Below are 18,471 nucleotides of genomic sequence, written 5' to 3'. Positions count from 1 at the left end.
CGCTGCGTGCGCTTTGGGGGCTGACGGGGTGGTAGATCCACAATCACGAAGGCAGCGCACTGCTGAACTGCGTCGCGAGTTGCGATCGGCTATCCCAATATTTCTACTGGGCGTAGTAGCCCTGGTTTCGTTGCTCGTTGGTGTTCGTGGCCACATTGTCGCGCTTGTGGTAATTGCAGTTGGCTCTGCGGCGGGCGGAGTTCTTCTCCTCGTGCGCAGGCTCGTTAGGCCGTTTCGGAGACGCTAGCCCGTATCGTCAACGACACCGTGGGGTGATCGGCGGGCAGAAGCACGCTTCGAGTGTCACCGCAGTCCGCGGCGCGAGAGCTTGGCCGTGGCCCCGCCGTGCGGGTGGTGTCTTGGCGCTCCATGTGCCCACACGCCCGTGCTGTAACTTTCAGGCAGGGTTGACAGATGTTCCGCGCCCAGGTCGCTAACTGGGTCATCATGCCGATGGATGCCTCCACCTGCCTCACCCGGCCTGGGCAACGTGAGCATCTCCCAGAAGAACTTAGGATAACGTCGCCCACGTTCCATACGGCCGATGAGTTGCTCGCGCTGATCGAGCCTGGTTAAACGTGGCACGACCGGACGACGGTTTCACGGAGTGTTCGCGCCACGATCTCGTGAACCTTCCGCATCCCAGGCGATGATGCGATCGCGCTGCCCCAGCGCCATGTCGGCGGGCAACTGCGCAAGGGGAAACCATTTCGCGTCGACGGTTTCCTCGCCGTCGGGGAGAACCGCGACGACGCTGTCGTTCGGCTCGCAGATGAAGACGGTGTTCTGAACCCAAAGTCCTGGAGCCCATTCGTGCACGAAAACGTCGTACAGGCTCAGCACCACCACCTCAAGGCCCAGTTCTTCCTGCACCTCCCGGCGGATGGCGTCACGAGGTTGCTCGCCTTGATTCACATACCCACCTGGCGTCTCCCAACACCCCGCGCACGGTTCGAGTGCTCGGCGCCCCAAAAGGATTCGATCGTCACGAACGATGAACGCCGACACCGATGGCGCATTACGACGAAGCTTCCACAACACCCCGTGCTCACGACAGATCGGCAGGTCATCCGTGATGTGGGCCGGGGACCCGCATGCGTAGCAATACTCGGTCACTGATTGACCCTAGCCAGACACCGAAGTCACAGGCGTTCATAGTGGCTTCTTGTTGTTGGACTTTCGGCCGTGACGGGAAGGCCGAGAGTGAAGCCTTCGATGCGTTGCTCCCGGCGGTCGTCGCTGACGCAGCTGTACCTACTGGTTGCTGGCTTCGTGCGGGATCGAGGCGGTATCCCCGGGCACGGGCAGATCGAGTACCCGCGAGTTGATCAGCCGCGACGACAGGTAGGCGATTCCAAGCCGGGTGCGTCCGTAACCTTGCAGTGGGTCGAAACCGATCGTCGTACGCACGGTCTCCAGCCGGGTCTGGACGGTGCTGTGGTGCACGCCGAGGGTGCGCGCGGCCTGCCGTGCGGTGGTAGTGGCCAGCAGCGCTTCGATCGTCCCGCCGGCCCACGGATACTCCAGCAGGGCATCGATGGCCTTGACGTCGGGGTTGGCTGCCAGCGTCGCCGGATCCCCGAGCAGGTCCACCAAACCACCGAACTGATCCGCGCAGACGACCTTCTCCTGCGGCGGTCGGGCGAGCCGCAACGCCACGAGGGCGGACTGGAACGAGCGCGGCAGGTCGTCGACGCCGGCCGCGACCCCGATGCCGCACGGACTGGCCGCGACCGTTGTGGTCGTGGCGGGCGCGACCAGCACGTGCAGGGTGCCATGGGTGGTGGGTACGACGTCGCTCGGCCAGCCGACGTGGGACTCCCATTGTGCGAAGAGGGGCGCCGACACTATCCGATAGGTGCCGTGCGGTGACAGGCCGAGTCGGCTGGCGCTCTCGCGCCGTTCCTCGGCCGAGGACTCCGTGCGGATCAGGTGCGGCAGGTCCCGGGCGACCCAGCCCTCGCGCGTGCCGGACAGGCGGACCCGGACGGCAAGGGCCAATCGCTCCAGGATGATGGCGTCGTTGGGCTCGGGATCGCCGACCCGCTCGATCCACACCTCGGTGCCGTCATCGATCGGTTCTCGGGGCGCAGTATGCGGTGCCCGGTCAGCGGGGAGCCGCTCGCCGTCCGGCCCGACCCGGGTGACTCGGCCGGCGTGGTCGACACCGGCCGGGACGCCCGCCAGTGCCGCAGCGGTAGCGAGCAGGCCGTGCAGGTTGACCTGCCCGACCATGAGTTCGTCGAAGCAGGCGATGACCCGGATCCCCAGGCTCGCGCTGGGGTCGAGGGCCGTGATCCGGCCGAGCAACTCCTGCATCGGACTCCTTCGTCGCTGATCTCGTGACAGTAGCGCGATCGGTGGGTCGGGCGCCGGCGCTTGCCCGACCCACCACTGCGCCGCTGCGAGTCAGCCCTTCAGTGCCCGGTAGACAGAGGTCTCCATCTCCAGGTAGCCGCCGACCGACGCCGCGTCGGCGAACGGGAGGATCTGGGTGGCCCAGTAGCCGCCGATCTTGTTGCTCCGGTCGATCCAGTAGTAGAGGTTCGCCAGACCCGCCCAGGCCAGCGAACCAGCCGGACGACCGGTCGGGGCGTCTTCCTCGTTGACCATGAAGCTGAACGACCAGGACTTGGGCATCCCCGGGAAGAACTCTGCGTCGTTGGACAGGCTGGGGATGACGCCGGGCAGCATCTTGACCTTCAGCTCGCCCAGGTGGTTCTGCGCGGCGTACTCGACGGTCTCCTTGCGCAGCACCTGCTGGCCGGAGTCGGTGCGGCCGTCCGCCAGCCACATGCGGATGAACTTCAGGTAGTCCTCGACGGTGGAGATGACTCCGTGCCCTCCCATGTGCACCTCGGGATCAGCCGGCGGCACGAAGTCCGGCATCGGCGTCAAGGTCCCGTCGGCCTCGCGCTGGTGCATGGTCGCCAAGCGGCTGGCCAGATCCTCGGTCAGACAGAAGGAGGAGCTGGTCATCCCGAGCGGGCCGAAGACGCGCTGCGCCAGGACATCACCGAGACGTTGGCCGGTGATGCCCTCGATGACCTGGCCCAGCCAGTCCATGTTGGTGCCGTACTCCCACTGGGTGCCCGGGTCGAAGAGCAGCGGGGTCTGCAAGGACCGCATCGTGGCCGTCACGATGGACGGCTGGCCGTGCTCCCGGGCGAGGCGGTTGTACGTCTCGTTGAAGAAGTCATAGCCGAATCCCGCTGTGTGCAAGAGCAACTGACGTGGAGTGATCTTGGAGGCCGGCGCTCGCAGGATGGGCTGGCCGGCGTTGTCGAAACCCTCGATGACCTGCAGCTCGCCAACGGCCGGCGCGTAGTTCTCGGCCGGGGCATCCAGGTCCAGGTCGCCGGATTCGAGCAGCTGCAGTGCAGCGGTGGCGGTGAGCGCCTTGGTCGTAGAGAAGATCGCGAACGTGGTGTCCGTGGTCATCGGTGTGCCGGAGGCGAGATCGCGCACGCCGGCAGCGCCGAGGTAGACCGTCTCCTTGTCGGTGGTGACGCCGGCGACCACGCCGGGCACTCCGTCGCCGGCCGTCGGGGCGGCCTGGATGACTGCGTCCGCCGCAGCGGCAACTGCGTTGGTGTCGGTGGTGGGAGCACTCATGGATCGTTCCTTTCGAGGGTGTACTTCATCGCGGTGCGACCACTGTGGTCGCGCCGTGGCTGGTGGGTTGTGGTGTTGCTAGTCCGCGAGGGTCCGTTCGATCCAGGCGAACCGGGTCCGGATCATCGCCTTGGCCAGCGCGGTGTGCTGGGCGAAGATGTCGCAGGCATGGAACGCCCCCGGCCACACGTGCAACTCGGCGTTGACGCCGGCGGACCAGAGCGCCGCGGCATAGGCCACCGTCTCGTCGCGGAAGATTTCGGCGGTGCCGACGTCCAGGAACGCCGGCGGTAGGCGGCTGAGGTCGGTGGCCCGCGCGGGGGCGACGTACGGCGAGACGTCCGGCCCGCCGTACAGCTCACCGAGCGATGCCTGCCAGCCGGTCTGGTTGCTCACCCGGTCCCACACCCCGACGCCATCGAATTCAAAGGTCGACGCGGTGCAGTTGCGGTCATCGAGCATGGGGTAGATGAGAAGTTGGCCGCACAAACTCGGGCCGCTGCGATCGCGGGCAGCGAGCGCGAGACCGGCGGCCAGTCCGCCCCCGCAGCTGGCGCCGGCCACCATGAGCCGCCCCAGGTCGATCTGCAGGGCGGCGGCGTTGTGGGCTGCCCACTCGAGGGCGGCGTACATGTCCTCGCGTGCGTAGGGGTCGCGGAACTCCGGGGCCAGCCGGTATTCGGGGCAGATCAGAACCGCGCCCAGTCGCTCGACCCACTCCAGATTCAGATCCAGGGCGTTGAAACGATCGCCGAACATCAGCCCGCCGGAGTGGGCGTAGACGATCGCCGGGCGCGTGCCGCTCGCGTGCGGGCTGCGGAACACCGAGACGACCATGGGATCACCGGCGTGTGCCGTGATCGTGTACTCCTCGTGAGTGACCTCCCGGCCCTGCAGGATCTCGGCGATCGGCGGTGACGCGTAGGACCGGCGCATGAAGCCGATCAGATCCGGCGTGATCGTCGGGGGGAACACGCCACCGACAACCGCCAAGCCCGCTTTGAGCTCAGGATCGAAGTCGACACGCGTCGTGATCTGGGTCACAGACGGCAGCCTAGAACGCTGCTCCGCCGGCCCGGAACCGCCAACCCGTCCTGCTTTCCGCACCGGATCCCGCCACCTGGCGGGATCTCGCCCGATCAATCGGGCTCAGCGGCATCGCCCGAACCGAGCAGTGATCTGGTGATGCGCTCGGTGTCACCGGTCATTTCCGATACCGCCGCCAAGAGGTCCTCGTCGCGTATCGGCCGGTCGGCTTCGGATGCCCGCAGCACTGCGCGCCGAGCAGCCTCCTTCACGAACGATGCGGTGACACCGGCCGTCTTGTCGGCTGCCGACTGCAGCGTCCCGGCCCCGAACGGCAGTCCCGCACAGTACAGCTCGAACAGCTTCACCCGCGCGGCCCGATCGGGCAGCGGCACTTCCACGGCAAGATCCACCCGCCCGGGTCGCTGCGAGAGCGCTCGCTCCAACAGATCGGCCCGGTTCGTGGTCAGGATGAACGCTACGTCGCAATCGCCGCTCAGCCCGTCCATGGCATCGAGCACCTCGAAGAGAAGCGGCTGAGGTCCGTGGTGCATCGATCGCTCCTCGGCGATCAAGTCGCAGTCTTCGAGGACGATGATCGCCGGTTGCAGCATCCGGGCCACCTCGGCCGCGGCCCGCACCAGTCCCAGATTCGTGCCGGCCAGAAGCACCACGGTGGCATCCGGACTCTGGCCGACCAGGTAGCGCACTGTGTGCGTTTTGCCGGTCCCAGGAGGCCCGTACAGCAGCACGCCACGCTTGAGGTGCTGGCCGGCGGCACGCAGGGCGGCCCGGTGCCGCGCGACGCCGGCCACCTGTCGCTCGATGCGGGCCAGGACACCGGGCGGCAGGATCACGTCGTCTGCTGACATCGGATGCCGCTCGACGAACGTGATCCCGTCGGCCTCGTTCCCACCGAACGGCGTCGCGGAGAAGGTGAGGACCTTCCCGCGCAGCACGCTGTGCTCGACCATCGCCGTGCGGATCTCCTCGATCAGCCGCAGCGTTGCCTCCTCGTCGGCGCACATCACCTCCAGGACGCCTTCCTCCCCGAACCGGGGTGAGGGCGCACGCTGCATCAGCGCGACAGGCAGACCCTCGTAGCGGAACAGGCGCAGGCCGAAGGTGACGACGCGTCGTTGCTCCTGTGCGCCGACGGCGACCCGGTCGTAGTCGACCGCTCCGATCCGGAACTGCCGCCAGGTGTTCTGCGCCAGCTCCGAGAACGAATGGTGCATCCGTTGATCGCCGCCGGCAACGCCGAGCAGCTGCCCGCCGCCGTGCCGGCCGATCACCTCATCGATCGCGACGGCCGCGTCGACGCTGCGCAGTCGGGAGACGCGTTCGGTGACCACGGCGACATCACCGGGGTCGACGCCGAGATGGTCGCGCACGACCTCCCCGACGGATGGGTTACCGTTGTCCTGACCGGCAGCTTCACGCTCGTTGGCGACCGTCATGAAGCGGGCGAACGAGCGCATGAAGTCATCGAGGGTGATGTCGTCCTCGTCCTGCTGGGTCATGGGCAGAAGATAGCGAACGACTCCGACATCGGAACGGCAATTATCTGGGTGCCATCCGCAGCGCGCCGTCCATGCGGATCGTCTCGCCGTTGAGGTAGTCGTGCTCGATGATCATCGTGACGAGGCGTGCGTACTCCTCCGGCTGGCCGAGCCGGTGCGGGAACGGCACGCCCGCGGCCAGCGATGAACGCACCTCATCACCCAGGCTGGCCAGCAGCGGGGTGTCGATGATGCCCGGGGCGATCGTGCACACCCGGATCCCGAACTGGGCAAGGTCACGCGCCGCCGGCAGGGTCATGCCGACCACGCCGCCCTTGGAGGAGGCGTAGGCGACCTGACCGATCTGGCCCTCGAACGCCGCGATCGAGGCGGTGTTGACGATGACGCCGCGCTGACCGTGCTCGAGCTCGGGCGTCTTCGAAATAGCCTCTGCCGCAAGGGCCATGACGGTGTAGGTGCCGACCAGATTGATGGTGACGATCCGGGAGAACAGCTCCAGATCGGCCACACCCTCTCGGCTCAGGATCCGCTTCGGCGGCCCGATGCCGGCGCACGACACCGCCGTCCGCAACGGGGCGAACTCCGCCGCCGAGGCGATGACCTGCCGGACCTGCTCCGGGTTCGTGACGTCAGCCTCGAGAAGCGTTACGCCCTGGGTCTTTTCGGCCTTCTCGATGGACGGCGCCAGGTCGAGCGCGAAGACTGCGGCGCCCCTGTCCGCGAGTGCTTTAGCCGTTGCCGCACCCAAGCCGGACGCGCCCCCCGACACAACTGCCGACGTACCCTGCAGGTCCATGTTCAGCCCTTCTTCTTGAGGTCGCGCCCGATCACCAGGCGCTGGATCTGGTTGGTTCCTTCGAAGATCTGCATCACCTTGGTCTCGCGCATGTAGCGCTCGACCGGGAAGTCCTTGGTGTATCCCGCGCCGCCGAGCACCTGCACCGCGTCCGTGGTCACCCGCATCGCGTTGTCGGTCGCGACCAGCTTGGCGATCGAGGCCTGGCGGGAGAAGGGGCGCCCCGCGTCGCGCAGGCGCGCAGCGAAAAGGTACGTCGAGCGGGCCGATTCGACGGCCGCCGCCATGTCGGCGAGCAGGAAGGAGAGACCTTGATGGTCGATGATCGGCACACCGAAGGCCTCGCGGTCCTTGGCGTAGGCGACGGCGACGTTGAGCGCCGCCTGCGCCACACCCGTCGCGACGGCGGCGATCCCGAGCCGGCCGCTGTCCAATCCGGCCAACGCAATGGACAGTCCCTGCCCCTCCGCGCCCAGTCGCCGCTCGACCGGCACCCGCACCTGCTCGAAGCGCATCGTGGCGGTCGTCGAGCTCATCAGGCCCATCTTCTTCTCCGGCGGATCGGCGACCAGACCTTCCGCTGACGCCGGGACCAGGAAGCAGGTGATGCCCTCGTCGGCCCGGGCCATCACCTTGTAGTAGTCGGCCTCACCGCCGTGCGTGGTCCACGCCTTGGCTCCGTTGATGACGTACTCGTCGCCTTCCTGTCGCGCGGTCGTCCGCATCGCGGCAGGGTCCGACCCGGCGTGGGCTTCGGAAAGGCAGTAGGCGCCGAGTAGTTCACCGCCGAGCATGTCCGGCAACCACCGGTCCTTCTGCTCCGGCGTTCCCGCGTGGAAGAGGCCGAAGCAACTGAGCGCATGCACGCTGACCCCGACACCGACCGCTGCCCAGGCGGTCGCGATCTCTTCCACCACCTGCAGGTACACCTCGTACGGCTGGCCGCCGCCGCCGTACTCCTTGGGGTAGGGCAAGCCGAGCAAACCGGCCCGGCCCAACGTGCGGAAGGCTTCCCGCGGGAACGTCGCGTCGCGTTCGGCCGCATCGACGTACGGCGCCAACTCCTTCGCGGCGATCTCCCGGGTCAGTGCTACCAGGTCCACCCCATCCTCATCCAGCAGGCGTTCGACGGGCACTGGTCCTCCATACGGTTCGACGTGCAGTTCGGATCGGTGTACTCAGGTTCGGTTCTCAGTACACTTCAGAACGTGGCCGTCCGCAAGCGCTCCGTCCGACAGGAGCAGATCCTGGACGGGTTGATCGAACTCTTCCTGGACGAGGGCTTCGGGGCGTTCTCGATGGCGGACCTCGCCGAGCGGTTGCAGTGCTCGAAGGCCACGCTCTACGAACTGGCCGACAGCAAAGAGCAGCTGATCGCCGTGGTGCTGCGCACGTTCTTCCGGCGGGCGACCGACCAGGTAGAGGCTGAGCTTGCCCGGGTGGACGACCCGGTCCGGCGGATCGACACCTACCTGTCGGCGATCGGGCGCGCGCTCGAGCCGGCCGGGGCAGCGTTCTACGACGACCTGCAAGGGTTTGCTCCCGCACGTGAAATCTACTCGCAGAACACGGCTTTCGCTGCCGAGCGAGTGCGGCAGCTCGTCCAGAACGCCGCGCCGAGACGGCGAGCCGTGAACGCCGGCTTCATCGCTGCCATCGCCGCACAGGCCATGGAGTCCATCCAAACCGGCGAGCTGCGCGAGCGCACCGGACTGGATGACGCCGACGCCTACCGGCAACTGGCCGCGCTGATCGTCAGCGCCGTCAGTCCGCGTTGACCGGCAGCGCCTGGTACGCCGGGTAGAGCACCGCCATCTGGGCGGCAGTGCCATCTCGACCGACTCCCAGCCGTCGAAGAGGGTGCAACGTGTCGCAACGGTGGCGCCCGCACCTTGCCGCGGGCACGCTCTGGTTCAGGACCGATCAGGTTCCGACACAGGCGACAAAGGAGTCGACATGAGAGCAGCGCGTTACTACGACCGCGGCGACATCCGGATCGAGGACATCCCCGAACCGCAGGTCGGACCGGGGCAGGTGGGCATCGACGTCGCCTGGTGCGGCATCTGCGGGACGGATCTGCACGAGTACGCCGAGGGGCCGATCTTCATCCCGCCCGCCGGACACCCGCAGCCGATCAGCGGGGAGTCGGCGCCCGTCACCTTGGGCCATGAGATGTCCGGGGTCGTGTACGCCGTGGGCGAAGGCGTCGAGGACCTCTCACCCGGAGATCACGTGGTCGTCGAGCCCTACATCGTGCACGACGATGTCGACACCGGCCCGGACAGCGACGACTACCACCTGTCCCCGGACATGAACTTCATCGGTCTCGGCGGTGGTGGCGGCGGCCTCGCGGAGAAGATCGTGGTCGACCGGCGCTGGGCGCACCGGGTCTCCGACGCCGTACCGCTCGATCAGGCGGCGCTCCTAGAGCCGCTGTCGGTTGGCTACCACGCGGCGGAGCGCTCCGGTGTGCAAGCCGGCGATGTTGCGTTGGTGACCGGTGCCGGACCGATCGGGTTGCTGACCTCCGCAGTCCTCACTGCCCTCGGTGCAACAGTCATCATCAGCGAGCCCAGTCCGCTGCGGCGGCAGCGAGCCGAGCAGACGGGAGTGGCGAAACTGGTGCTCGACCCCGGCGCGGACGATGTCGTGGCCAAGGTCCGGGAGGCGACCGGAGGCCGCGGCGCCGACGTGGGATTCGAATGCACCTCGGTGCAACCGGCCCTGGATACCCTCGTGGAGGCGCTGCGGCCGCGCGGTGTCCTGGTCAACGTGTCGATCTGGGGCAAGCGCGCCAGTTTCGACATGCAGGCGATCGTGTTGAAGGAGTTGGACATTCGCGGCACTATCGCCTACGTCAACTCCCACCCGGACACGATCGCGTTGGTCGAAGAGGGCAAGGTCGACCTCGGTCCGTTCATCACGGGACGGATCGGTCTGGACCAGCTCATCGACGAAGGGTTCGACACTCTGATCAACCGCAACGAGACCGCGGTCAAGATCCTCGTGTCGCCCAGCGGCGCCGGATTGTGAGGCGGGATGGGCGGTCGCGTTCAGCAGATTCCCAGAAAGTCTTGACGTACCCGTAACGCGCCCGGCGTTCTCAGGTGCCAAGGCGGCGCGATGCTGGAGCCATGAGTGCCGAACTCGAAGTCAACCCGATCGAAGCCGAGGACTATGGCCATCGCGTGCTGGCGATCGAGCCCGGCGGGGTCGACGTCATCCCTCTGGACCAGCGTCACGGTCGGCCGATCGATCTGTTCTGGACCTGGATGTCCCCGAACATGGAGTTCGCGACGATCGGTGTCGGGATCCTGGGCCCGCTCTTCTGGGGCCTGAACCTGTGGCAGACGATCGCCGCGATCGTTCTGGGTACGGCGCTGGGCTCGCTGACCCACGCCGTCCTGTCCTCGTGGGGTCCGCAGTCGGGTCTGTGCCAGATGGTCCTGTCCCGCACGGGTTTCGGCTTCCTCGGCAACATTCTGCCGGCCGGGCTCAACGCCGTCGTCGCGGGAATCGGCTGGTTCGCGGTCAACAGCATCAGCGGCGCGCTTGCCCTGAACGCGTTGGTCAGTGCGTTGCCGAAATGGCTGTGCCTGCTGATCGTCGTGCTCCTGCAACTGGGGGTGGCCTTCCTCGGGCACAACTTGGTGCACGCGTTCGAGCGGGCCGCCTTCCCGGTACTCGCGATCGTCTTCGCTATGGGTGCGGTGATCGTGTTCAGCAAGTCCCATCCGAGTGTGGGCACCGGAGGTACGCCGACCGTGGGCGCCTTCCTGCTGATGACCGGCGCCTCGTTCGGCTACGCCTGCGGATGGAACCCCTACGCCAGTGACTACACGCGCTACCAGCAACCGGGCAACGGCCCGCGAGCGGGCCTGTTCGCCGGCCTCGGCATCCTCATCTCCTGTGTGGTGCTCGAATCTGCCGGTGCGGCAATGGTGTCTGCCGCGGGAAAGGCCGCTGACGTCGATCCGGGCGTCTACACCAGCCTGCTACCGACCTGGTTGGGCAAGCTCACCCTGCTGTGCATCGCCGTCGGTGCCATCTGTGCCAACGCGTTGAACATCTACTCCGGTGCGATGTCAGCGCTCGCGATCGGTTTCCGCACCAGCCTGCACCGGGCCCGGGCGTTCGTCGCCGTCGGATTCGGCATCCTGGGCTTCCTGCTGGCGCTGGCCGGGATGGGCAATGCAGGGGAGAACTACGAGAACTTCCTTCTCATCATCGCCTACTGGATCGGCCCCTGGTTGGGCGTCGTACTCATGGATCGCTGGCTGAATCAAGGCGCCGACTTCGCCGCCATCGCACAGGACCGCACCTGGACCAACTGGGCCGGCCCTATCGCCATGTTGGTGGGGATCGTGGTTTCGGTGTGGCTCTTCTCCAACCAGAGCAACTACACCGGGCCGATCCCCTCGGCGCACCCGCAGGTCGGCGACGTCACCTACCTGGTCGGATTCCTTCTCGCGGCCGCGGTGTACGCCGGGCTGCGCAAGGTGCTGCCGGCATCGTCGCGCACACTGGTCCGATGACCACGGACCAGGAAATGCTCGCCGTTGCTCGCCAGGAGGCGTTGGCCGGACTTGAAGAGGGCGGGATACCCATCGGCGCAGCCCTTTTCGCGGCTGATGGCACCCTGCTCGGGCGCGGCCACAACCGGCGGGTGCAGGACGACGACCCGTCCGTTCACGGCGAGACCGACGCCTTCCGCAATGCCGGCCGGCAGCGCAGCTACCGCGGCACCACCATGGCGACCACGCTGTCTCCGTGCTGGTTCTGCAGCGGCCTGGTCCGCCAGTTCGGCATCTCCCGGGTCGTGATCGGGGAAGCGCATACGTTCGTCGGGGGCCACGACTGGCTGGCCGAGAACGGCGTGGAGGTCGTCGTCCTGGATGATCCGGAGTGCTTGGCGATGATGACCGACTTCATCGCGGCCTACCCGGATCTGTGGAACGAGGACATCGGCGTCGGGTAACCGTCCTCAGTCCCGGCCGTGCCGCTCGGTGATCTCCTGTATGCCGCTGGGGAAGCGGTGCACCTCCTGGGGCCAATCGAGGGCTCGCGCCAGGCGACCGGCCCAGTAGCGTGCCGCTTCATCGTCAGGTACGTCGATCACCGTGAAGCCGCCGAGGTGCTCCTTGGTCTCGGCGTAGGGACCGTCGCTGAAGACCGGCTCACCGTCCTTGAGTTCCACGCTGCAGATCGCCGTGGCGGCGTCGATGCCGCCGTCGGCGAAGACGAAGACACCCTGCTGCTTCATCTCCTCCAGCACGGCCATGCTGGCCGCGCCCTTGGCGACCAGCTGCTCAGATGTCTGGTCGGGCACCCACTCGTCGTTGAACGCAATCAGGTAGTTGGCCATCACGGGCTCCTTCCGTGGCGCCGCCCGGTGCGGCTGCCGTCACCCTGTCAACGAACGGTGCCACGCGGATACGACAGTTGACCAGGGACTACTTCAGCACGAAGGGGTTGCCCACCGGGGCGCCGCTGTTGATCCAGACCGTCTTGGTCTCCAGGTATTCCTCGATGGCCTCGGCGCCGTTCTCCCGGCCGACCCCGGAGGACTTGTAACCGCCGAACGGCGCCATGAAGCTGACCGCACGATACGTGTTGACCCAGACCGTGCCGGCTTTGATCGCGTCCGCCATCCGCAACGCCCTCCCCATGTCCGAGGTCCAGACCCCTGCCCCCAGCCCGTACGCCGAGTCGTTGGCAATGCGGACCGCATCCGCCTCATCCTCGAACGGGATGACCGCCAGGACCGGTCCGAACACTTCCTCCTGGGCGATCCGCATGTCGTTGCGGACGCCGGTGAAGATGGTGGGCCGCACGAACCAGCCGTCACCGACGTCCGCCGGATCGGCAGGTCCGCCACCGAGGGCCACCTGGGCACCGTCCTCGCGAGCGACGTCGAGGTAGGACAACACCTTCTGGTACTGGGGGCGGGTCGTGATCGGACCCACCTGGGTGTCGGGGGACCGGGGATCGCCCATGCGCGCCGTACCGGCGAGTTCGACGACGCGAGAGACCAATTCGTCGTGGATCTCGCGCTGGACCAGCAGCCTCGAGCCCGCGATACAGGTCTGCCCTGTGGCGGCGAAGATACCCGACACGACTCCGTTCGCTGCTGAGATCAGGTCAGCGTCGGCGAAGACGATGTTGGGGGACTTGCCGCCCAGTTCGAGGGCGACGTGCTTGATCCCCTGGCCGGCGGAGGCTCCGATCGACCGGCCGGTCGCGTCGGACCCGGTGAAGGACACCTTGGCCACGTCCGGGTGCTCAACGAGCGGTGCGCCGACGTCCTTGCCGAAGCCGGTCACGACGTTGAAGACACCCTTGGGCAGCCCCGCCTCGTGCAGCAGCCGAGCGAGCGCCACCGTTGACGCAGAGGTGAATTCAGACGGCTTGACCACCACGGTGCAGCCAGCGGCCAATGCCGGAGCCAGTTTCCACGCGAGCAGCAGCAGGGGTGAGTTCCAGGGGGTGATGATCGCGGTGACGCCGACCGGTTCGCGCCGGGTGTAGGCGAAATAGCCGGGCTTGTCGATCGGCAGCACCCGGCCCTCGATCTTGTCGGCGAGGCCTCCGTAGTAGCGGAACCATTGCGGCACATACGCGACCTGACCGGCCATCTCGGCCAGCAGTTTGCCGTTGTCGTTGACCTCCAGGGCGGCCAGTTCGTCAGCATGCTCGGCAATGACGTCCGCCAGGCGCACCAGCAGTGCACCGCGTGCGGTCGCGGTCAGGCCGCCCCACGCATCGGCCTCCAGTGCAGCGTTCGCGGTGGCGACAGCAAGATCGACGTCCGCGGCGCCGCCCTGGGCCACCTGCGCCCACGGTTTGCCGGTGTAGGGGTCCTCACTGTCGAACCACGCACCGTCGACCGCGCGGTGCTCTGCGCCGTCGATGAACATCGGGACGTCGTACATGCGTGTCTCCTCAGAACGTTTCGAAGCCGAGGGCGGTGCGCACGGCGTTCTTGTTGGCCACCCCGTCGCGGGGCGGCAACGCACGCGGCGGCTCGGTGACGTCGATGAGGACCCGGCGGAACGCCGTACCCGAATTGGCCGTGATCAACTCGGCGAGCGTGCTGGCCTCATCGGCGGACGAGATGGTCGCGGCATCGGCGATTCCGAAGCCCCGGGCGACGGCGGTCAAGTCGGTGGTCAGCCCGGCGTGGCTGCGCTGCATGCCGGTCTCGCCGAAGTGCCCGTTGTCGAGGACGACGATCGTCAGGTTGGGCGGTGCCTGCACCGCCACCGTGCCCAGGGCTCCGACCCCCATCAGCTGCTCACCGTCGCCGGTGATCACAGCGACCGGCGTATCCGGTTGCGCCAGAGCCAAACCCAGGCCCATCGGTACGGCGGCACCCATCGCACCCCACAGGTGGAAGGTGCGCGGGCGGTACCCGGAGGCGAACACGTCGTAGCTGGGGGAGCCGAGGCCGGTGACGATCAGGACGCCGTCGGGCAATTGGCTCACCAGGTCGGTGACGAACGCGCGGCGGTCGATGCGGGTGGTGGTCTCGGTCAGGGTTGCGGTCATCAGTTGCGCTCCCACTTCTTGCGTCCGATCAGTCGTTGGCCGAGCAGGACCGCGACGCGGCCGCCGGCCAGGAAGGCGGTGTCGAGAGCCGCGCTGACCGTCTCCTCGACGTCCGCGGGGTCGTCGACGCGGTAGACGGTGATGCCCATGAGTTCGAGGGCCTGCTGCGTGGCCAGACCCATCGGTGCCTGCCAGGGGTTGAACTCGGCGTACTCACCGCGCATGGTCACCAGGGTCAGGAACGGGAAGCCGCCCATGGTCAGCAGGGAGAACACGTTCACGCAGTTGCCGACGCCGCTGCTCTGCATGAGCAGGGCCGCGCGCTGGCCGCCGAGCCAGGCGCCGCTGACGACCGCGACGCCTTCTTCCTCGGTGGTGCAGACGACGTCGATCATGTCCGGGTCTGCGATGGCGTCGCGGATGGCGACGGCGTGGCCGGCGTCCGGGACGTAGGCGATCTGCCGGATACCGCCCTCCCGCAGCACGCGGGAGACGGTGTCCTGCCAGCTGGCGCCGGCGAGATAGGTCTGGTCTGTCACGGTCATGCATCGAGTTTCGCGGCGTGGCCGGAGTTAAGAGAAGACCGTTTGAGTGCACTTGGCATTAAGATTGCTTAATGCTCACTGCGCCGGATCTGGAGTTGCTGCACGCCATTGCGGCCAGCGGCAGCCTCGCCGCAGTAGCTCAGGCAGAGGGAATCAGCCCGGCGGCGGTCACGCAGCGGGTCGCCCGGTTGGAGTCGAGAGTCGGTGCGCCGTTGGTGGTGCGCGGGCCGCGGGGTGCTTCGCTGACCGAGCTGGGCGGGTTGATTGCCGAGCAAGGCGCACAGGTCGCGACCCTGGTGGGGCGGGCGCAGGCGCGAGCGGAGACCTACCTCGGGCAACGCTCGCAGCGGCTTCGGGTGGGTGCGCTGGCATCGACGGTCCGTCCGCTGGTCGCGGATGCTTTGGCGAACGTGCGGCTACGGCATCCTTCGGTTGAGCCGTCCGTGGTCGAAATCGGTTCGGAGGCAGGGCTGGTCGGGGTACGTCAAGACGAGTTCGATGTTGCGGTGGTGGCGGAGTACGCCGAGCCCCTGTTCGCGGACGTGGTCCAGTTGCACCGGTTGATCCGCGATCCGCTGATGGTCGCCGTACCTGATGATCACCAGCTGGCCGGGTCGTCCGGGCCCGCGACGTTGGCGGCGTTGGCGCAGGAGGACTGGGTCAGCGGGGAGCCCGGGCGGCGGCATCGCACGCAGCTGGATGCGTTGGCACGCGAGGCGGGCTTCGAGCCGCGGGTGGCCTATCAGAGCGAGTCGTACGAGGTGGCGCTGTCCCTGGTGGCAGCCGGGATGGCCGTTGCCTTGATTCCCCGTACGGCGTGCCACCCGACTCCCGGCGTGCACGTACGCCGCGTGAGGGGCGCCCCCGCGCGCACCTTGTTCGCGGTGACAGCGCCGCCGGCGGGTCGGGCGCCGATGGTCGCACCGATGGTGGCGGCGTTGAAGGACCTGGCCCGGCAATAGCTAGCGGAGTCCCGCAATAGAGGGACTCTCGACCCCGTGCCGGAGTCCGCGGTCGGCGTACGCGCGCAAGACAGGGACTCTCGACCCGGTGCGGGAACCAGCGGCCGACGGTAGGTTGCGCGCGTGGCCGAAAACAACGTTGCGGTGATTTTCGCCGGCCAGGAGTACGTCGACGGCAACGACCGCGCTGCGAGCTTCTTCCGCAGGCAAGGGTTCACGGAGCTGCGCCGCGAAGATGGCGATGTCGCCGGGTGGCCGCAGACCGTGTGGATGATCCATCGAACGCAGGTCGTGGAGCCGGAAGGCCGAACCAGGCGATAGGCCGCCCGCCGCCCTACGAGAACTCGTGGCGGTTTCGTCACGTATCGGGGCGGGGGTGCCGATGGCGAGGGCGACTTGTGGTGGTTTCGTCGATTATCAAGGGTGCATGAACCGGACGTCGATCGTTAGGGTCTTCGGCATGGCGACGATCCCCTTCGAGGAGTTGGGGCACTTTCGTCGGATAGAAGCGGATCTCGGTGCCGGTCTCAGGGGGCGGTTCATCGTGGATACCGGGATCGGAATGTCGGTGATCTCGCCCAGTCTCGCGCAGCGGTGGGGGTTGGCGCCTTCCGGCAAGACCTACGTCGGGCAGCGAATGTCAGGGCAATCAATCGAGGTGCCCCTGGCGGACTTGCCCGGATTCTCGATTGGTGCTGAGGTGATCGCGCCAACTGAAGCTGGCGTATTCGACCTTGGCAGTGACGGCGATGTCGACGGTATCCTCGGCCTCGATGTGCTGGGAGCGCTGCCGTTGACGATCGACCCGGCACGAAAATCGCTCGTTCTCGGTGATGAGTTGCGTGATGCGCAGGATGTGGTCGTGCCCGTCCGAGTCCACCGGGACGGCCCTGCGGTTGACATGTGGGTTGACCTGATCTTGCCGGACGGCACTCTGGTCGAGGTGGAGATCGACACCGGATCGGCCGCGACCATTCTGAACGACACGATGCTCGCCGCGTGCGGTGCCGCTGGAACCGAGCCGATCCGGGTCCTAGAAGGCGTCGACGAAACGGGTCACAGTTACGTACGTCGGTTCATTGAGCTCCGGGAGAGCCTCCACCTTGCTGCGGATCCGCGAGCCATCCAGCAAGCACCCACCGTGATGTTCCAGGACATCGCGATTCCGGGTCTGATCGGGACGGATTTCCTCGACCAGTGGGTGCAGACCTACGACACCCGGGACGGCACACTGCGGCTGCGGCCGATCGATGATTCGACTATCTCGACAGCGCAGCACCCATCGCTTGAATCAGTGCCTGCAAACCCTTGAACGGCCTCGTCATGACGGTGAATTCGGTGATGAGGTCATCGTCATTCCAGGTGATGATGTCCACACCATCGATCTCAAGTCCGTCGACGGTCGCCGAGAAGCGCAGCACAGCCGACCGATCGTCGTACCACTCGTGGCGGTAGGTCAGGGTCGGTCCCAGCACCTGCACCGCCGCCCACAGATAGGCCTGGGTCAGGTCGACGCCCGCCTGCGGCGTGTGCACGGCGGGTGACCGAAAGACGACGTCGTCGGCGAGCAGACTGCGCAACCGTCCCTTGTCAGGGTCGCGGACCAGGGCGTGCCACGCCTGGATGGCCGCAGGGTGATTGGCGCTCATGATGGACTCCCGTTCGACTCGAGGATGGCGATCTCCTCGTCAACGTACGGGTCGGACAAGCCCCCGGCCAGCAGGTCCGCCTTGAGGTCGCGTTGCCACTCCAGCGCCTCTGCGGTCCGCCCCAGGTTGCGCAACGCCCAGGCCACCATCCATCGTGCGACCCCGACCCTGGGCAGGTCGGAACCGTCGGTACGCCGAGCCGCCAGTGCCGCCTCGAAGAGTTCCAGTGCTCCTGCGAAGTCCCCGGCGTCGGCGCGATCCACACCCATGTTGTTCAGGATGGACGCCTCCCAGCGCCGCGCGGCCGGATCCGCCGACGCATGGGCGAGTTCGAGCGCTTGGTGGTGCAGATCGTCCCGCTCCGAACCGTCACTCACCAGAGCGAGCATGTGCAGGCCGTCGACCAGCGGCTCATCCAGGCCGTTGCTGCGGGCCCTGGCGATGGCCGACTCAAAATGCTCTCGGGCGACATCCGGCTGGCCGCAATCCCGAGCGATCCGGCCACGCTCCAGCCCGATGCGTACGACGACCTCCGGGTCGGTCTGGGGCAACCCGTCGAGCACCGCGTTGGCTTCGTCGAAACGTCGCTGCAGTCCGAGTGCACGGGCCACCTGGGTCATCGCGATCCCGGAATCCTCGGCCCGCTGGGCTGCTTGCCGGAACCGCGGCTCGCTACCGGCCGCGTCAGCGAAATCCCACAATCGGCGCAGGCTCTCCTCCACGACTCGAGCGTAGACAACGCGTGCCGTAGGGCACGCGTGCCGTGGCCACGGTGTGACCGGGGTTGAGGTCCCGGTCGCTACCGTT

20 protein-coding genes are annotated in these 18,471 nt (G+C 67.2%); 7 read left to right on the top strand and 13 right to left on the bottom strand.

What is annotated here, in order from left to right; genetic code table 11:
- Window positions 1–600 precede the first annotated feature (600 nt).
- The 7 genes from ACFQBT_RS16170 to ACFQBT_RS16140 all read right to left on the bottom strand — a co-directional run bounded on the left by ACFQBT_RS16170 (window position 601) and on the right by ACFQBT_RS16140 (window position 8,096).
- Window positions 601–1,008, bottom strand: a complete 408-nt coding sequence (locus ACFQBT_RS16170) for an NUDIX hydrolase (RefSeq protein WP_377825525.1) — start codon at window positions 1,006–1,008, stop codon at window positions 601–603.
- Window positions 1,009–1,254: 246 nt separating this feature from the next.
- The gene (locus tag ACFQBT_RS16165; RefSeq protein WP_377824244.1) at window positions 1,255–2,319 is read right to left on the bottom strand and encodes a helix-turn-helix domain-containing protein; all 1,065 of its coding nucleotides are present in this window, start codon (window positions 2,317–2,319) and stop codon (window positions 1,255–1,257) included.
- A gap of 90 nt (window positions 2,320–2,409) precedes the next feature.
- Window positions 2,410–3,615 (bottom strand): methyl acetate hydrolase AcmB, encoded by a 1,206-nt coding sequence (acmB, locus tag ACFQBT_RS16160; protein ID WP_377824242.1) that lies wholly within the window; start codon window positions 3,613–3,615, stop codon window positions 2,410–2,412.
- 78 nt (window positions 3,616–3,693) lie between these two features.
- On the bottom strand, window positions 3,694–4,659 hold the full coding sequence (locus ACFQBT_RS16155) for an alpha/beta hydrolase (RefSeq protein WP_377824240.1): 966 nt from the start codon (window positions 4,657–4,659) through the stop codon (window positions 3,694–3,696).
- A gap of 95 nt (window positions 4,660–4,754) precedes the next feature.
- On the bottom strand, window positions 4,755–6,164 hold the full coding sequence (locus ACFQBT_RS16150) for an AAA family ATPase (RefSeq protein WP_377824238.1): 1,410 nt from the start codon (window positions 6,162–6,164) through the stop codon (window positions 4,755–4,757).
- A 40-nt stretch (window positions 6,165–6,204) separates the two neighbouring features.
- Complete coding sequence (locus ACFQBT_RS16145) at window positions 6,205–6,960, bottom strand: SDR family NAD(P)-dependent oxidoreductase (protein ID WP_377824236.1); 756 nt, start codon at window positions 6,958–6,960, stop codon at window positions 6,205–6,207.
- Between the two features lie 2 nt (window positions 6,961–6,962).
- Window positions 6,963–8,096, bottom strand: coding sequence for an acyl-CoA dehydrogenase family protein (locus tag ACFQBT_RS16140; RefSeq protein ID WP_377824234.1), 1,134 nt, complete (start codon window positions 8,094–8,096; stop codon window positions 6,963–6,965).
- A gap of 72 nt (window positions 8,097–8,168) precedes the next feature.
- Here ACFQBT_RS16140 and ACFQBT_RS16135 point away from each other — a divergent pair, with 72 nt between their 5' ends.
- The 4 genes from ACFQBT_RS16135 (at window position 8,169) to ACFQBT_RS16120 (ending at window position 11,938) form a co-directional block, all read left to right on the top strand.
- A complete protein-coding gene (locus ACFQBT_RS16135) occupies window positions 8,169–8,738 on the top strand; it encodes a TetR/AcrR family transcriptional regulator (protein ID WP_377824232.1) in 570 nt (189 codons plus the stop codon).
- Window positions 8,739–8,916: 178 nt separating this feature from the next.
- Window positions 8,917–9,993 (top strand): 2,3-butanediol dehydrogenase, encoded by a 1,077-nt coding sequence (locus tag ACFQBT_RS16130; RefSeq protein ID WP_377824230.1) that lies wholly within the window; start codon window positions 8,917–8,919, stop codon window positions 9,991–9,993.
- Between the two features lie 101 nt (window positions 9,994–10,094).
- A complete protein-coding gene (locus ACFQBT_RS16125) occupies window positions 10,095–11,495 on the top strand; it encodes a purine-cytosine permease family protein (protein WP_377824228.1) in 1,401 nt (466 codons plus the stop codon).
- Window positions 11,492–11,938, top strand: coding sequence for a nucleoside deaminase (locus ACFQBT_RS16120; protein ID WP_377824226.1), 447 nt, complete (start codon window positions 11,492–11,494; stop codon window positions 11,936–11,938). Before ACFQBT_RS16125 ends, ACFQBT_RS16120 begins: the two co-directional genes overlap by 4 nt.
- 6 nt (window positions 11,939–11,944) lie before the next feature.
- On the opposite strand, the gene ACFQBT_RS16115 is transcribed toward ACFQBT_RS16120, so the two are convergent.
- The 4 genes from ACFQBT_RS16115 to ACFQBT_RS16100 form a co-directional block, all read right to left on the bottom strand.
- A complete protein-coding gene (locus ACFQBT_RS16115; protein WP_377824224.1) occupies window positions 11,945–12,325 on the bottom strand; it encodes a YciI family protein in 381 nt (126 codons plus the stop codon).
- An 88-nt stretch (window positions 12,326–12,413) separates the two neighbouring features.
- The gene (locus ACFQBT_RS16110; protein ID WP_377824222.1) at window positions 12,414–13,892 is read right to left on the bottom strand and encodes an aldehyde dehydrogenase; all 1,479 of its coding nucleotides are present in this window, start codon (window positions 13,890–13,892) and stop codon (window positions 12,414–12,416) included.
- A gap of 10 nt (window positions 13,893–13,902) precedes the next feature.
- Entirely contained in the window at window positions 13,903–14,508 is a 606-nt protein-coding gene (locus ACFQBT_RS16105; protein WP_377824220.1) for a thiamine pyrophosphate-dependent enzyme, read from the bottom strand.
- Complete coding sequence (locus tag ACFQBT_RS16100) at window positions 14,508–15,053, bottom strand: hypothetical protein (protein WP_377824218.1); 546 nt, start codon at window positions 15,051–15,053, stop codon at window positions 14,508–14,510. The genes ACFQBT_RS16105 and ACFQBT_RS16100 overlap by 1 nt, the downstream gene beginning before the upstream one ends.
- A gap of 71 nt (window positions 15,054–15,124) precedes the next feature.
- Here ACFQBT_RS16100 and ACFQBT_RS16095 point away from each other — a divergent pair, with 71 nt between their 5' ends.
- The 3 genes from ACFQBT_RS16095 to ACFQBT_RS16085 all read left to right on the top strand — a co-directional run bounded on the left by ACFQBT_RS16095 (window position 15,125) and on the right by ACFQBT_RS16085 (window position 17,327).
- Window positions 15,125–16,015, top strand: coding sequence for a LysR family transcriptional regulator (locus ACFQBT_RS16095; RefSeq protein ID WP_377824216.1), 891 nt, complete (start codon window positions 15,125–15,127; stop codon window positions 16,013–16,015).
- A gap of 123 nt (window positions 16,016–16,138) precedes the next feature.
- The gene (locus tag ACFQBT_RS16090; protein ID WP_377824214.1) at window positions 16,139–16,336 is read left to right on the top strand and encodes a hypothetical protein; all 198 of its coding nucleotides are present in this window, start codon (window positions 16,139–16,141) and stop codon (window positions 16,334–16,336) included.
- Between the two features lie 106 nt (window positions 16,337–16,442).
- Complete coding sequence (locus ACFQBT_RS16085; RefSeq protein WP_377824212.1) at window positions 16,443–17,327, top strand: aspartyl protease family protein; 885 nt, start codon at window positions 16,443–16,445, stop codon at window positions 17,325–17,327.
- Here the strand turns inward: ACFQBT_RS16085 and ACFQBT_RS16080 are convergent.
- Together ACFQBT_RS16080 and ACFQBT_RS16075 are read right to left on the bottom strand one after the other, a co-directional pair.
- The gene (locus ACFQBT_RS16080; protein ID WP_377824210.1) at window positions 17,275–17,664 is read right to left on the bottom strand and encodes a nuclear transport factor 2 family protein; all 390 of its coding nucleotides are present in this window, start codon (window positions 17,662–17,664) and stop codon (window positions 17,275–17,277) included. The genes ACFQBT_RS16085 and ACFQBT_RS16080 overlap by 53 nt on opposite strands.
- A complete protein-coding gene (locus ACFQBT_RS16075; protein WP_377824208.1) occupies window positions 17,661–18,386 on the bottom strand; it encodes a tetratricopeptide repeat protein in 726 nt (241 codons plus the stop codon). Before ACFQBT_RS16075 ends, ACFQBT_RS16080 begins: the two co-directional genes overlap by 4 nt.
- Between the last annotated feature and the right edge of the window lie 85 nt (window positions 18,387–18,471).

The sequence above is a fragment of the Branchiibius cervicis genome, assembly GCF_042661605.1.
Lineage (GTDB): Bacteria > Actinomycetota > Actinomycetes > Actinomycetales > Dermatophilaceae > Branchiibius > Branchiibius cervicis.
Note: the sequence above shows the minus strand (reverse complement) of the source record. Positions and strands in the feature narration are given on the sequence as shown.

Coding starts and splice junctions, on each gene's coding strand:
- ACFQBT_RS16165 (WP_377824244.1), bottom strand. CDS start 2,319: ATGCAGGAGTTGCTCGGCCGGATCACGGCCCTCGACCCCAGCGCGAGC.
- acmB (WP_377824242.1), bottom strand. CDS start 3,615: ATGAGTGCTCCCACCACCGACACCAACGCAGTTGCCGCTGCGGCGGAC.
- ACFQBT_RS16150 (WP_377824238.1), bottom strand. CDS start 6,164: ATGACCCAGCAGGACGAGGACGACATCACCCTCGATGACTTCATGCGC.
- ACFQBT_RS16145 (WP_377824236.1), bottom strand. CDS start 6,960: ATGGACCTGCAGGGTACGTCGGCAGTTGTGTCGGGGGGCGCGTCCGGC.
- ACFQBT_RS16130 (WP_377824230.1), top strand. CDS start 8,917: ATGAGAGCAGCGCGTTACTACGACCGCGGCGACATCCGGATCGAGGAC.
- ACFQBT_RS16125 (WP_377824228.1), top strand. CDS start 10,095: ATGAGTGCCGAACTCGAAGTCAACCCGATCGAAGCCGAGGACTATGGC.
- ACFQBT_RS16120 (WP_377824226.1), top strand. CDS start 11,492: ATGACCACGGACCAGGAAATGCTCGCCGTTGCTCGCCAGGAGGCGTTG.
- ACFQBT_RS16115 (WP_377824224.1), bottom strand. CDS start 12,325: ATGGCCAACTACCTGATTGCGTTCAACGACGAGTGGGTGCCCGACCAG.
- ACFQBT_RS16110 (WP_377824222.1), bottom strand. CDS start 13,892: ATGTACGACGTCCCGATGTTCATCGACGGCGCAGAGCACCGCGCGGTC.
- ACFQBT_RS16105 (WP_377824220.1), bottom strand. CDS start 14,508: ATGACCGCAACCCTGACCGAGACCACCACCCGCATCGACCGCCGCGCG.
- ACFQBT_RS16100 (WP_377824218.1), bottom strand. CDS start 15,053: ATGACCGTGACAGACCAGACCTATCTCGCCGGCGCCAGCTGGCAGGAC.
- ACFQBT_RS16095 (WP_377824216.1), top strand. CDS start 15,125: ATGCTCACTGCGCCGGATCTGGAGTTGCTGCACGCCATTGCGGCCAGC.
- ACFQBT_RS16085 (WP_377824212.1), top strand. CDS start 16,443: ATGAACCGGACGTCGATCGTTAGGGTCTTCGGCATGGCGACGATCCCC.
- ACFQBT_RS16080 (WP_377824210.1), bottom strand. CDS start 17,664: ATGAGCGCCAATCACCCTGCGGCCATCCAGGCGTGGCACGCCCTGGTC.